Origin of the sequence: Nocardioides aestuarii, from assembly GCF_039527245.1 — a bacterium.
Taxonomy (GTDB): Bacteria; Actinomycetota; Actinomycetes; order Propionibacteriales; family Nocardioidaceae; genus Nocardioides; species Nocardioides aestuarii.
On the sequence record NZ_BAAAJT010000003.1, the window covers coordinates 538829 to 552191 of the forward strand.

The window sequence follows — 13363 nt, forward strand, 5'->3', positions numbered from 1 at the left end:
GGGGCGGCGCCGACACTACTCCCCGGCTGACCCGTCGGCAGCGCCGGTCCCGACCAGCCCGCGGGCGGCTGCCAGCAGCACGGCGAGCACCACCGGGGCGTCCTGCAGGCGCCCGTCGAGCACGGCCGCGTGGAGGTCGGCGAACGCCACCCACTCGACGGTCATGTCCGCCTCCTCGTGGCGCAGCTCGAAGCCGCCGCGGTCGACGGCACCGAGCCCGCGGGCGAGGAAGAAGTGCATCCGTTCCTCGGAGATGCCGGGCGAGGACCAGGCGGTGGTCAGGTGGGTCCACGACCGCGCCTCCAGCGCGACCTCCTCCCGGAGCTCGCGTCGCGCCACCTCCTCCGGCTCCTCGCCCTCCTGGTCGAGCAGCCCGGCGGGGAGCTCGACGAACCGACGCCCCGCCGGGTGCCGGTACTGCCGCAGGCAGCAGACCCGGTCGTCGTCGTCGACCGCCAGCACGACGACCGCGCCGGGGTGCTCCAGCACCAGCCGCCGGAACGCCTCACCCCCGTCTCCGGGCGCCCGGACGTGGTCGGCGCGCAGCGACACCACCCAGGCGTCGCGGTGGAGATAGTCCGAGGACTCCACCTCCCAGTGCTCCTCCACGTCCGTGAGCGGGTCCTGCGCCGGGGAGTGGTCCATGACACCGGACGCTACGGTGACGCCATGACCGTCGCCAGCCTGACCCGCCCGGAGGCCGAGGAGCGTGCCGCTCTCCTCGCCGTCAGCCGCTACGACATCGACGTCGACCTCACGGGGCTCCTCGACGGCGAGGTGTGGGAGGCGACCTCCACCGTGCAGTTCACCTGCCACCGGCCCGGCGCCGACACCTTCGCCGACGCCGTCGGCGAGGTCGTCTCGGCCTCCCTCAACGGGGTCGACCTCGACCCCGCCACGGTCGAGGCCGGCCGGCTCCCGCTCTCGGGCCTCGCCGCCGAGAACACCCTGGTCGTCCGGCTCCGCCAGACCGACGTGACGTCGTCGGCGGGGATCCTGCGCACCGTCGACCCGAGCGACGGGGAGGTCTACGTCTGGACGTCCCTGGAGTGCAACGACGCCCGTCGGCTCTGGGCGTGCTTCGACCAGCCCGACCTCAAGGCGCCCCACCGCTTCACGGTGCGCTCACCCGAGGCGTGGACCGTGCTGTCGAACATGCGTCCCGAGACGGTCGGCGAGCCCTCGGACGGGACGCGGCGCTGGTCCTTCCCCGACACCCCGCCGCTCTCGACCTACGTCGTGGTCGTCAACGCCGGCCCGTTCCACCGGGTCGAGGGCCGCCGCGGCGACCACGACCTGGCGCTCCACTGCCGGCAGTCCCTGCGCGGCTCGCTCGACCGCGACGCGGGGTGGCTCCTCGACCTGACCGGCAACGGGCTGGCCTTCTTCGGCGACAAGTTCGGCCAACCGTTCCCCGAGGCCCACTACGACCAGGTGTTCGTGCCCAACATGGGAGGCGCGATGGAGAACTGGGGCTGCGTCACGTGGGGTGACGGCTACCTGTTCCGCACGCCGCCCACCCACGCCCAGCGTTCCCAGACCGCGATCACGCTGCTCCACGAGATGGCCCACATGTGGTTCGGCGACCTCGTGACCATGCGCTGGTGGGACGACCTCTGGCTCAACGAGGCATTCGCCTCCTGGGCGTCGACCTGGGCCGCCGCCGAGGCGACCGACTTCCTCGACGCGTGGGCGGAGTTCCTCGTGGGGCGCAAGCTCGACGCCTACCGCACGGACATGGGCCCGGCCACCCACCCGATCCGCTCCGACGTCCTCGACGTCGAGAGTGCCCTGGCCAACTTCGACGCGATCACCTACTCCAAGGGCCAGTCGGTGCTCCACCAGCTGATGGCATTCGTCGGCGAGGACGCCTTCACCCGCGGCCTCCAGGACTACTTCGCCACCCACGCCTGGGGCAACACCCGGTTGCGCGACCTCATCGACGCGGTCTCGAACGCCTCGGGCCGCGACCTCGAGGCATGGACGATCGACTGGCTCGACCGCGCCGGCACCGACACGGTGGCCGTCGAGGTCACCACCGCCGGCGCCGTCGTCACGGTCACCTCGCCCGACGACGCCCCGCCCCGCCCCCACCGCATCGACATCGGCTCCTACGGCGCCGACGGCGCGCTGCTGCGGCGCACGCCGGTCGAGACCGTCGGGACCCGCACCCCGGTCACGGGGCTCCCCGACGGCGCGCTCCACCTGCCGAACGACACCGACCTCACCTTCGCGTCGGTCGGCGGCGGCGGGGACGTCCGGGCGCTCCTGCGCACCGCCGGCGGGCTTCCCGACGCGACAGCGCGAGCCGTCGCCGTCGCGACCTCGCTCGACCTGCTCCGCAAGGGCGAGATCGCTGCCGCCGACATGCTCGACTGCGTGCTCGGGGTCCTGGCGGTCGAGAAGAACCCCGCCCTCATCGAGCCGTTCATCGCCCAGGCGCGCGACGCCGCCGAGATGTGGACCCCGGCCGACCAGGTCGACGCCGCGCGCGCCCGGGTGGCCGACCTGGCGCTGACGCTGTCGCGTGAGGAAGAGCTGCGTCGTCCGGCGCTCCAGGTGCTCGCCTCCTGCGCCACGACGTCGGACCACGACCGCGCGCTGGCCGAGGCTGCTGCCGAGGACGTCGACCTCTCGTGGCGGTTCGCCGTACGCCGGTCCGAGCGTGGCGACCTGCCCGACGGCACGGTCGAGGAGCTGCTCGCCCGGGACCCCGATCCGGACCGCTCCGCGCGGGCCGTCGCGGTGACCGCGGCGCGCCCCGACGAGGCGGCCAAGGCGGAGGCCTGGGAGGAGCTGTTCGTCCGGCGCAGCGTCCAGGCGGGCCACCCCACGTTCGCGGTGGCCCGGGCCTTCTGGCGCCCGGGTCAGGCCGAGCTGTGCGCGCCGTGGGCCGACCGCTACCTCGAGGAGATGCGAGCGGTGCGCGGCGGGCTGCTCTCGATGCTCTCCCTGGTGCGCGGCATGTTCCCGCTGGTCGCCGACGAGGGCTTCGCCGACCGTGCCCGGGCCGCTGCGACCGAGCCCGGCCTGGACCCGACGGTGCGCAACCAGCTGCTCACGGGCGCCGACACGCTCTCGCGCATGATCCGCGCGCGGCGCGGCGGCGCCTGAGCCTCGCGGTCAGTCCTCCTCGGCCGGGGGCCGGCGCAGCCCGCTCTCGTCGAGGGGGAAGCGCTCAGCCTTCTGGCGTTCGATCGCGGCACCGACCAGGCCCTTGAACAAGGGGTGCGGGCGGGTCGGTCGCGAGCGCAGCTCGGGGTGGGCCTGGGTGGCGACGTAGTAGGGGTGGACGTCGCGCGGCAGCTCGACGAACTCGACCAGGTCGAGGTCGGGGTTGGTGCCGCTGAAGAAGAGGCCGGCCTCGGCCAGCTGGTCGCGGTAGGCGTTGTTGACCTCGTAGCGGTGCCGGTGGCGCTCCTGCACGGTGGCCGAGTCGTAGACCTCCCGCACCAGGCTGCCCTCGGCCAGCGCGGCCGGGTAGAGGCCCAGCCGCATCGTGCCACCGAGGTCCCCGGCGCCCTCCACGAAGGACTTCTGCTCCTCCATGGTCGCGATGACGGGCTCGGGCCCCTCGGGGTCGAACTCGGTGGAACCGGCCTTCTCGAGCCCGGCGACGTTGCGGGCGTACTCGATGACCATGCACTGCAGGCCGAGGCAGAGGCCGAGCGTCGGGATCCCGTGGGTACGGGCGTAGGTGAGCGCGCCGAGCTTGCCCTCGATCCCGCGGACGCCGAACCCGCCGGGGACGCAGACCGCGTCGACGTCGTGGAGGTGCCGCGCGGCGCCGTGGGGGTCCTCGCACTCGTCGGAGGGAATCCACCGCAGGTGCACCTTGGCCTCGTGGGCGAAACCTCCGGCGCGCAGGGCCTCGGCGACCGACAGGTAGGCGTCGGGGAGGTCGATGTACTTGCCGACCAGGGCGACCGTGACCTCCTCGTTCGGGTGGTGCACCCGGCGCAGCAGGTCGTCCCACGTGGTCCAGTCGACGTCACGGAAGGGCAGGTCGAGACGTCGCACGAGGTAGGCGTCGAGCCCCTCGCGGTGGAGGACCTTGGGGATGTCGTAGATCGACGGCGCGTCGGCCGCGGTGACGACGGCCTCCTGGTCGACGTCGCACATCAGCGAGATCTTCCGCTTGATGCTCTCGGGGAGCTCCCGGTCGGAGCGGCAGACCACCGCGTCCGGCTGGATGCCGATGGAGCGGAGCGCCGCGACCGAGTGCTGGGTCGGCTTCGTCTTCAGCTCGCCGGACGGACCGATGAAGGGAACGAGCGAGACGTGGATGAAGAAGCAGTTGTCGCGGCCGATCTCGTGGCGCGTCTGGCGGGCGGCCTCGAGGAAGGGCAACGACTCGATGTCCCCGACGGTGCCGCCGATCTCGGTGATGACGACGTCGACGTCCGAGCCCATCGCCAGGATCCGGTCCTTGATCTCGTTGGTGATGTGAGGGATCACCTGGACCGTGTCGCCGAGGTAGTCCCCACGACGCTCCTTGGCGATCACCGAGGAGTAGACCTGGCCGGTCGTGACGTTCGCGATCTGGCCGAGGTCGGTGTCGAGGAACCGCTCGTAGTGGCCGATGTCGAGGTCGGTCTCGGCCCCGTCGTTGGTGACGAACACCTCGCCGTGCTGGAAAGGGTTCATCGTCCCCGGGTCGACGTTGAGGTAGGGGTCGAGCTTCTGCATCGTGACGCGCAGGCCGCGCGCCTTCAGCAGGCTGCCCAGGCTGGAGGCGGTGAGCCCCTTGCCGAGGGAGGAGGCGACGCCTCCGGTCACGAACACGTGCTTCACGGGCGTCGGCTTCACGGACCTCGAGCCTACCCGAGCGGCAGGGCAGAGTCCGAACCCGACGCACCGAAGGAACCGCCGGGTTGGTCCTCGACCCGGGACAGAGCCAGCACGGCAGCCAGCCGACCGAGCTCGCCCTCGACCCCGTCGACCGTGGTGAGCCTCTCCGCGGAGGCCAGCACGTCGAGGTCCGCGGCCCCTTCGGACCCGGCCACCACCACCCCGGACGTCCGCGCGACGAGACCTGTCACGAGTCCCTCGACCACGTGGTCGTCGAGGTCGTCGCCAAGCACGACGAGCAGCAGGGGCGAGCGTCGCGGCTCGTCGCGGTCAACGCGCAGGAGGCTCGCGGCGTCCAGCGACTGACGGACCGTCAGTGCGTCCGGGCCGGCCACGGCACCCTCGGGCGTCCTGGTCGCGATCGCGGTCGCCACCAGCTGGCCCATCCGGTCGTAGGATGCCGAGTCGGCGTCGGCACCGCGACCGTCGAGCTGCTCGAGGAGCTGCTCGCCCAACGTGTCGACGAGGGTCTTCTCCCCCGGCCCCACCAGCGACCTGCCGGCTGACCAGCGTGCCGTGACGGTGCCGCCCGCGCGCTCCACGTCGTCGGCCAGCGCCGTCAGGGTGTCGCGGCCGACCCCCGGGGTGGAGAGCAGTGCGACGCCGCGGCCGGCCAGCCTGCCGCGGAGCAGTGCAGGAGCGACCTCGGCCGCGACGGCGTCCGCCTCCGGCCCGGCGACACCCTCGGGTGCGGTCGGCACCGGCGCGGCCGCGGTCGGCAGCAGCCGCTCGTGGCTCAACGGCCCGGCGCCCAGCGCGATGCCGATGGCCAGCACGAGGACGAGGGCGGCGACGAGGGTGAGGTGGCGGCGTACGGCACTCATGGCAACCACCCCTGCTCGGCGAGCACCGACCGGGCGCCGTCGACCAGCGACGTGACCCACTCCTGGCCGACCGGGGTGGTCGCGATGGCGGCCGCGAGGGCGACCACGCAGACCAGCAGCGTCAGCAGCACGTGGCGCGGCCGCACGCGGCCGGAGTAGAGGGTCGGCACCGCCGCGGCGTCGACCAGCCGCTGACCGCTGCGCAGCCGGGTGAGGTAGGCGCTGGCCAGCCCCGTCCGCTGCCGGTCGAGCAGGTCGTCCAGCGTGGCGTGGGTGCCGACCCCGACGATCACCGACGCCTCGCCGGCATCGGCCACGAGCAGCGCGACATCCTCGGTGGCCAGGGACGTCTCGACCCGGTGGTACCTGACCCCCAGCCGCTCGAGCTGGTCGACGGGGAGCCGCTCGCCACGGTCCACGCGGACCACCACGTCGTGGGCCGCGCGCAGGGCAGCGGCCGACGGCAGCTCGGCGTCGCCGCGACCGCCGCCCACGACCACCACGTCCGGGCGGTGGCCGGCACGGCGCAGGGCGTCCGCGCCGCCGTCGACGCCCACGAGCACCGGACGGCGCTCCTTGAGGAAGGGCTTGAGCTGCTTCAACCGCGCGCGCTGGTCGTGCTCACCGACGACGACCACGACGGGACGGCCACCCAGCCGGGTACCGAGCCGGGGCAGCCCTTCTCCGTGGATGAGCAGGCCCTCCTCGCGCCGGAGCAGCTCGACGCTGTTGTGGGTGAACGACTGCATCTGGGCTCCGAGCCCGCTGCGGGCCGCGCCCATCTCCGACTCGAGCACGGACAGGTCCACGCCGCGGCCCATGGCCACCGGTTCGCCGCCGACGTAGACGACCTCGTCGTGCAGGCGCACCCGCGTGCCGTCGCTGATCCGTTCCGCGCCCTCGAGCCGGTCGACGAGGAGCACGCCCGCCTCGGCCAGCACCGTCGGCCCGAGCGCCGGATAGCGTCCCGAGAGGAAGGGCGAGACGTTGAGCACGGCGGACACGCGTGCATCGACCAGTGCCTGGGCGGTGGCGCGGTCGAGGTCGAGCTGGTCGATGACAGCGACGTCGCCGGGACGGAGCCGCGGCAGCAGCACCCGGGGACGGCGCTCGACGCGCACGGTCCCGGTCAGCCCGGGCAGCGCGCTGGAACGGTTGCGAACTGGCACCGCCCCATGATTTCAGTCCGGACCGGCCCGCCGCGGCAACCGCGGGCGCTCGGCGCGTCAGCCTCCGGCGCGTGCGGGCTGGGCCGTGTCGAGCAGCTCGCGGGCGTGGGCGAGCGCCGTGTCGGACCCGGAGAGGCCGGCCATCATCCGCGACAGCTCGCGCTCCCGGGCGGCGTCGTCGAGCAGCGTCAGGCCCGAGCTGGTCACCGACCCGTCGTCGGTCTTGGCCACCACGACGTGGCGGTCGGCGAAGGCCGCCACCTGCGGGAGGTGGGTCACCACCAGGACCTGGGCGCTGCGGGCGAGCCGGGCCAGGCGGCGGCCCACCTCGACCGCGGCGGCCCCGCCCACTCCGGCGTCGACCTCGTCGAACACGAAGGTGGGGACGGTGCCGGTGGCCGCGAGCGTCACCTCCAGCGCCAGCATCACGCGTGAGAGCTCACCCCCCGAGGCGCCCTTGTGGAGCGGGCGCGCGTCCGCGCCGACGTTGGCGGCAAGCCGCAGCTCGACCTCGTCGCGACCCGACGCGCCGAGCTCCTCGCGCTCGGTCACGACGACCTCGACACGGGCGTGCGGCATCGCGAGGTCGGCAAGCTCCTCGGTCACCGCGGCCCCGAGCACCTGCGCCGCCGCCGTGCGCGCGGTGGTCAGCTGACTCGCCACGGCGCTGAGGTCGGCGTGGACCCGGTCGCGCTCGGCGCGGAGCTCCTCGATCCGCTCGTCGGTCCCGTCGAGCGCGAGCAACCGCTCGGCCGACCGCTGCTGCCAGGCGAGCACCTCGTCGACGGTCTCGCCGTACTTGCGGGTCAGCGCGGTCAGCGCGGCCCGCCGGTCGGAGACGTGGGCGAGCCGCGCCGGGTCGGTGTCGACGGCGCTGGCGTAGGCCGACACGTCGGCGCCGAGGTCGGCGAGCAGGTAGCTGAGCTCGGCCACCCGGTCCGCGAGCGCTGCCGCCTCCGCGTCGTGCTCACGCACCCCCTCGAGCGCCGTGCGGGCGGCGGCCACGGCGCCGACCGCGTCCGGCTGGTCACCGTCGCCGGACAGGGCGCTGCGCGCGGTCTCGGCCGCGAGGCGGAGCGTGTCGGCGTGGCCGAGGCGTGCCTCCTCCGCCGCGAGGTCGGAGTCCTCCCCCGGCTGCGGATCGACGGCCTCGACCTCGCCGAGGCCGAAGCGCAGCAGGTCGGCCTCCTGGGCACGGTCGCGGGCGTGGGAGGTGACGTCGTCGAGCTCGCGCTCGGTCGCGCGCAGCGCCGCGTGGAGCTCCCGGTAGCGGGTCAGGGCGGTCGCGACCGGGTCGCCGGCGAAGCGGTCGAGGGCCTCGCGCTGGGCGCGCGGCTGGAGCAGGCGGTGCTGGTCGGACTGGCCGTGGACCGCGACGAGCGGCGCGGCGATCTCGGCGAGCCTGCTCACCGGCAGCGAGGCGCCACCGACGAACGCGCGTGAGCGACCCTCCGCGCTCACCGTCCGAGCCAGGACGACGCGGCCCTCCTCGACCTCTCCCCCCGCCTCGTCGACCGCTCCGTCGAGTCCCGGGACGGCGCCGCTGAGGACGGTGCCCTCCACCCGCGCGGTGCGCGCACCCGTGCGGACCGCGCCGCTGTCAGCCCGTCCGCCGAGGAGCAGGCCGAGGGCCGTCACGATCATCGTCTTGCCTGCACCGGTCTCACCCGTGATCACGGTCAGGCCGGGCCCGAGCTCCAGCACGGAGGAGTCGATGACCCCCAGGGAGCCGATCCGGATCTCCTCGATCACCGCGGGTCCCCCTCGCGCCGTCGTCGCTCACCGGCGCCGCGCCAGCCGGCCACGGGCAGGTCGAACTTGGCGACCAGGCGATCGGTGAACGGGGCCTGGTGCAACCGGACCAGGCGCACCGGGGTCGCCCCGCTGCGGACCTCGATCCGGGCGCCGGGCGGGAGGTCGACCGTCCGCCGGCCGTCGCACCACAGGACGCCGGCGCCGTCGCTGCGCGTCAGGACCTCGATCGCCACGACGGACGTGGGCGCCACCACGAGTGGTCGCGCGAAGAGGGCGTGAGCACTGAGCGGCACCACCGTCACCGCCTCGACACCCGGCCAGACGACGGGTCCGCCGGCGCTGAAGCTGTAGGCGGTGGACCCGGTCGGGGTGGCGCAGACGACGCCGTCACACCCCCACCGGGAGAGAGGGCGGTCGTCGATCTCGAGGACGACCTCGAGCATCCGCTCGCGAGCCGCCTTCTCGACGCTCGCCTCGTTGAGGGCGAAGGACCGCCACACGACCTCGCCGTCCTGGGTGACGCGCACGTCGAGCGTGAGCCGGTCGTCGGTGGTGTAGCGCCGGTCGACGATGGCCTGGATGGTCGTGTCGACCGCGTCGACCTCGGCCTCGGCGAGGAAGCCGACGTGGCCGAGGTTGATGCCGAGCACGGGCGTGCCGCTGTCGTGGGTGATCTCGGCCGCCCGCAGGATCGTCCCGTCGCCACCGATGACGACCGCGAGCTCGCATCCGTGCCCGGCGTCGGGCTCGCCGTCGACGACCTCCACCAGCAGTCCGTCGCGGTCGGGCACGAGGTCGAGGTCAGCAGCCTCCTGGGACATGAGCCGCACGTGGACACCGTGGCCGCTGAGCGACTCGACGAAGGCGCGCGCGACCTCGCGGGCCTCCGCCCGCCCGGTGTGGGCGAGCAGCAGGACGCGACGGGTCTCCGCCGGGTCGGGAGCGTGGTCGTCGAGCTGGGTCACGAACCCACCTTCTCACCCGGCCCGGACAGGTCGTCGACGCCCGCGCGGACCACGGCGTCCCGCTCGTCGGTGGGCAGGGTGCCCTCCCCGCGGCGGAGCCAGAGGAAGAACTCGACGTTCCCGGAGGGGCCCGGCAGCGGCGACGGCGCGACGGCGCGGGTTCCCCAGCCGCGCGACCCGGCTGCCGCGGCTACGTCGGCCACGGCCTCGACCCACAGGTCGCGGTCGCGCACGACGCCGCCCTTGCCGACCCGGTCCTTGCCGACCTCGAACTGCGGCTTGACCATGAGCGCGAGGTCCCCGTCGTCGGCCGTCACACCGAGCAGGGCGTCGAGCACCAGCGTGAGCGAGATGAACGAGAGATCACCCACGACCACGTCGACCGGCCCACCGATCAGGTCCGGGGTCAGGTCACGGATGTTCGTGCGGTCGTGCACGCGCACCCGCTCGTCGCTCTGCAGCGACCACGCGAGCTGGCCGTAGCCCACGTCGACGGCCACGACCTCGCGGGCGCCGGCCCGCAGCAGCACGTCGGTGAACCCGCCGGTCGACGCCCCCGCGTCGAGGCAGCGGCGCCCGCTCACGCGCAGGCCACCGGGAGCGAACGCCGCCAGCGCTCCGGCGAGCTTGTGCCCGCCACGGGAGACGTAGTCGGGACGATCCGGATCGTCGGCCACGACGATGGCGACGTCCGTGGTCACCCCGGTCGCGGGTTTGGTCGCCCGCCCGCCGGACACCGTGACGCGGCCGGCGGCGATCAGCTCGCTGGCGTGGTCGCGGGACCGGGCCAGGCCGCGTCGGACCAGCTCCGCGTCCAGCCGCAGGCGGCGGGGTGGCACTGCGGGCTCAGGCGGAGCCGTCGAGGGCCCGGCGCAGCTGCTCGTGGGCCTGCTCGAACACCGCGGGGTGGCTCGCGACGTCGGCGGGGTCGAGGTCGGCGACGGCGCTGAGCACCTGGTCGACCTCGGCGACGCCGGTCGTCACCGGCTCGTCCTCGAAGTGGGCCTCGGTCATGGCCGCAGGCTACCCCTCCCGGGCCTGCTCCGGCGGCACCAGTCCCCCGGCGTCGACCGGCGTCCCCGCGGTGTCGAGGTGCTCCCACGCGGCGGCGGCGACGACACGCCACCAATCGGCGTCGTCGCCGTCGCCACGCACGTCCAGCCGTCCTCCGGAGACTTCGACGCCCCAGCCACCGCAGCGCCACGTCCCGTCGTCGCGGGCCGGGGACGGGTGCGCCGACAACAGCCCTGCGAGGTCGGGGGCGAGGAAGGTCGGCCGGTGGCGGGCGGGGGCAGCCACCAGCTCAGCGAGGCCGGTCACGCCGGTGAGCACGAGCAACGAGTCGACCCCGGCCTCGTGGGCCCCCTCGATGTCGGTGTCGAGCCGGTCCCCCACCATGAGCGGCCGCTCGCCGCCGACGCGCCGGACCGTCTCGTCCAGCAGCGGTCGCTGCGGCTTGCCCGCCACCACCGGTTCGACGTCGGCGAAGCGGGAGAGCAGCCCGACCAGGGCGCCGTGGCCCGGCGCGAGCCCGATGGACGACGGAAAGGTCAGGTCGGCGTTGCTGGCCACCCACGGGAGCCCACCCCGGATCCGGACGGCCGCGTGCATCACCTCGTGCCACACCACGTCCGGGCCGAAGCCCGTCACCAGCGCGACGGCAGCGTCGTCGTCGACCACGGTCGGCGCGAGCCCGGCCTCCTCGAGTGCCTCCCGCAGGCCGGCGGCGCCGAGGACGGCCACAGTGGCGCCGGCGCCGTGCTGCTCGAGCAGCAGGTGGGCCGCCGCCTGGGACGAGGTGACCACGTCACCGGGCTCGGCCGCCACCCCGAGGTCGGTGAGCTTCTCGGCGACCGCGGCGGGCGACCGCGACGCGTTGTTGGTGACGAACGCGACGTGGGCACCAGCCCGCCGCACGTCCGCGAGGTGGCCCGCGGCGCCCGGCACCGCCCGGTCGCCGACGTAGACCACGCCGTCGAGGTCGAGCATGGTGAGGTCGTAGAGGTCCACCAGGGGTCTGCCGTCGCTGTCCCGCACCTGGCCACCTCCCCGCGTCGAGCGTTGCCACGGCACCCTACGATGACCGGATGCACGCCGGCGCCTCGGGTCAACCGCCCACTGCGACCGCCGGACCGACCTCGTTCGCGCTCCGTCCGTTCCGCGGCCTCGCGCTCTCCGCGCAGCGCGTGGGTGACCCGGCCTCGGCGCGGGCCTTCGCGCGCCCCTACCGTGACGTCGCCGCGCGGCTCGAGCGCTGGGAGGCGCAGGGCCACGTGGTCCGCGACCGGGAGGCGGCGCTCTACCTCCACGAGTACACCGTGGGGGCGCTGACGGTGCGCGGCCTCGTGGGCGCCCTGGACGTGTCCCGGGCCGGAGCTGCGGAGCGCGTGGTCCTGCCCCACGAAGGCGTCCACCAGGACCAGGCTGCCGACCTCGCCGCCCGGATGGGCGAGATGGAGCTGAACCCCGCGCCGATCCTCCTCGTGCACCGGGGTCCCGGCGCCGTCCGCGACCTGATCGGCCGCATCATGACCGACAGCCCCTGGCAGGAGTACGTCGACCGCGCCGAGCGCCACAACCGGGTGTGGGCCGTCCGGGACGGCTCCCTCCTCACCGAGCTGGCCGAGCACCTGGCCTCCTCACGGCCGCTGATCGCCGACGGCCACCACCGCTACGCGGCCTACGTCGCACTTCACGAGCAGCGCCCGGGGACCGCCGCCGACCTCGGGCTCGCGATGCTCGTCGACCAGGACGACACCCCGCTCCACCTCGGCGCCATCCACCGGACGATCAGCCGGACGGACCTCGACGACCTGGCGCGAGCCGTGGGCCCGGCCGGCACCCTCACCGCCACGACCGAGGCCTCGGCGCTGGCCGCGCTGAGCCCCACCACGCTCGCGGTGACCGATGGAGCCGCGTGGGCACGCCTCGACCTCGGCGCCCTCACCGAGCGCGCCGCGGTGCAGGTCCTCCATGAGGACGTGCTGCCCCGGCTGCAGGGGCCGCACGTGGTCGGCTACCACCACTCCGTCGACGACGCCCTCGAACGGGTCGCACGCGGTCAGCAGCTGGCGGTGCTGATGCCTGCCCCCGACTTCGACCTCGTGGACCGGATCGTGTCGTCACACCGGCTGCTGCCGGAGAAGGCCACGTCGTTCCAGCCCAAGCCGAGCCTCGGCGTCCTCATGCGCTCACTGCTCGACGGATGAGTCGAGCCCTGTCGACCTCGACCTCCACCCGCGACTGCGTGGCGCCACCCGCCCGGTAGAATCGACGCCGCAACGCGCCGCTGACCTCGGCGTGGTCGCCCTCGGACCAGCACGCCACGCTCCGCCTGGTCCGGGCCGACCACGCGACGCACTCGAGCACGTCCACGGTCTGGCGACCCTGTGGTCGCGTCCGCGGCACGACGAGACGGAACGTCCAGATCTCGTCGCCGCTCGGCAACGTCCGCTGCTCCGGAGCTGCCGACAGGCGGCCCACGAGCCGGACCTCGTTGTCGGTCGCCAAGCCGCCGGCCACCGGAGCGTCTGTCACGGTCTTCTTCGTCATCACTCATCACCTCGCCCACGAGCGTGGTCCACGGGGCCGACAGCCGTGGCGCCGCGCGGCCACGCCTGTGGAGAAGCAGCCCGAGCGGGGGTGCTGTGGACGACAGCCGGCGTGAGAACGCTGCAAATGAGATCGAGGGCGACCCCCACAGGGGTCGCCCTCGATCGAAGAATTGTCCGGCGGCGTCCTACTCTCCCACAGCCTCGCGACTGCAGTACCATCGGCGCTGAACGGCTTAACTTCCGGG

The 13363-nt window shown here is 74.1% G+C and carries 12 protein-coding genes and 1 rRNA gene; 2 read left to right on the plus strand and 11 right to left on the minus strand.

The features are described 5' to 3' along the window. Positions 1–15: 15 nt before the first annotated feature. Positions 16–645, minus strand: a complete 630-nt coding sequence (locus ABD091_RS20150; RefSeq protein WP_343921824.1) for an NUDIX domain-containing protein — start codon at positions 643–645, stop codon at positions 16–18. Between the two features lie 24 nt (positions 646–669). On the opposite strand from ABD091_RS20150, the gene pepN reads away from it, so the two are divergent. Then, on the plus strand, positions 670–3114 hold the full coding sequence (gene pepN, locus ABD091_RS20155) for an aminopeptidase N (RefSeq protein WP_343921825.1): 2445 nt from the start codon (positions 670–672) through the stop codon (positions 3112–3114). Between the two features lie 9 nt (positions 3115–3123). Here the strand turns inward: pepN and pyrG are convergent, their stop codons facing one another. The 8 genes from pyrG to ABD091_RS20195 are packed head-to-tail and all read right to left on the minus strand — an operon-like array spanning position 3124 to position 11601. Continuing rightward, entirely contained in the window at positions 3124–4809 is a 1686-nt protein-coding gene (gene pyrG, locus ABD091_RS20160) for a CTP synthase (protein WP_343921826.1), read from the minus strand. Between the two features lie 11 nt (positions 4810–4820). Beyond that, a complete protein-coding gene (locus ABD091_RS20165; RefSeq protein ID WP_343921827.1) occupies positions 4821–5675 on the minus strand; it encodes a copper transporter in 855 nt (284 codons plus the stop codon). Then, on the minus strand, positions 5672–6844 hold the full coding sequence (gene steA / locus ABD091_RS20170; RefSeq protein WP_343921828.1) for a putative cytokinetic ring protein SteA: 1173 nt from the start codon (positions 6842–6844) through the stop codon (positions 5672–5674). The genes ABD091_RS20165 and steA overlap by 4 nt, the downstream gene beginning before the upstream one ends. A gap of 57 nt (positions 6845–6901) precedes the next feature. Next, positions 6902–8596 carry a DNA repair protein RecN gene (gene recN, locus ABD091_RS20175; RefSeq protein ID WP_343921829.1) on the minus strand — a complete coding sequence of 565 codons (1695 nt, stop codon included), beginning with the start codon at positions 8594–8596 and terminating at the stop codon, positions 6902–6904. Continuing rightward, positions 8593–9564: an NAD kinase gene (locus tag ABD091_RS20180; RefSeq protein WP_343921830.1), complete on the minus strand. Its 972-nt coding sequence runs from the start codon at positions 9562–9564 to the stop codon at positions 8593–8595. Before ABD091_RS20180 ends, recN begins: the two co-directional genes overlap by 4 nt. Beyond that, positions 9561–10403, minus strand: coding sequence for a TlyA family RNA methyltransferase (locus ABD091_RS20185; protein ID WP_343921831.1), 843 nt, complete (start codon positions 10401–10403; stop codon positions 9561–9563). The genes ABD091_RS20180 and ABD091_RS20185 overlap by 4 nt, the downstream gene beginning before the upstream one ends. A 7-nt stretch (positions 10404–10410) precedes the next feature. Beyond that, on the minus strand, positions 10411–10578 hold the full coding sequence (locus ABD091_RS20190) for a hypothetical protein (RefSeq protein WP_343921832.1): 168 nt from the start codon (positions 10576–10578) through the stop codon (positions 10411–10413). 9 nt (positions 10579–10587) lie between these two features. After that, positions 10588–11601 (minus strand): HAD-IIA family hydrolase, encoded by a 1014-nt coding sequence (locus ABD091_RS20195; protein WP_343921833.1) that lies wholly within the window; start codon positions 11599–11601, stop codon positions 10588–10590. A gap of 50 nt (positions 11602–11651) precedes the next feature. On the opposite strand from ABD091_RS20195, the gene ABD091_RS20200 reads away from it, so the two are divergent. Next, the gene (locus ABD091_RS20200; RefSeq protein ID WP_343921834.1) at positions 11652–12773 is read left to right on the plus strand and encodes a DUF1015 family protein; all 1122 of its coding nucleotides are present in this window, start codon (positions 11652–11654) and stop codon (positions 12771–12773) included. Here ABD091_RS20200 and ABD091_RS20205 read toward each other — a convergent pair. Further along, positions 12748–13116, minus strand: coding sequence for a single-stranded DNA-binding protein (locus ABD091_RS20205; protein ID WP_343921835.1), 369 nt, complete (start codon positions 13114–13116; stop codon positions 12748–12750). The genes ABD091_RS20200 and ABD091_RS20205 overlap by 26 nt on opposite strands. Positions 13117–13290: 174 nt before the next feature. Continuing rightward, a 5S ribosomal RNA gene (gene rrf / locus ABD091_RS20260) occupies positions 13291–13363 on the minus strand; the annotation flags it as partial.

Excerpts from the sequence above, each read along its gene's own strand:
- ABD091_RS20190 (WP_343921832.1), bottom strand. The coding sequence starts at position 10,578 with ATGACCGAGGCCCACTTCGAGGACGAGCCGGTGACGACCGGCGTCGCC.
- ABD091_RS20165 (WP_343921827.1), bottom strand. The coding sequence starts at position 5,675 with ATGAGTGCCGTACGCCGCCACCTCACCCTCGTCGCCGCCCTCGTCCTC.
- ABD091_RS20150 (WP_343921824.1), bottom strand. The coding sequence starts at position 645 with ATGGACCACTCCCCGGCGCAGGACCCGCTCACGGACGTGGAGGAGCAC.
- ABD091_RS20205 (WP_343921835.1), bottom strand. The coding sequence starts at position 13,116 with ATGACGAAGAAGACCGTGACAGACGCTCCGGTGGCCGGCGGCTTGGCG.
- ABD091_RS20200 (WP_343921834.1), top strand. The coding sequence starts at position 11,652 with ATGCACGCCGGCGCCTCGGGTCAACCGCCCACTGCGACCGCCGGACCG.
- pepN (WP_343921825.1), top strand. The coding sequence starts at position 670 with ATGACCGTCGCCAGCCTGACCCGCCCGGAGGCCGAGGAGCGTGCCGCT.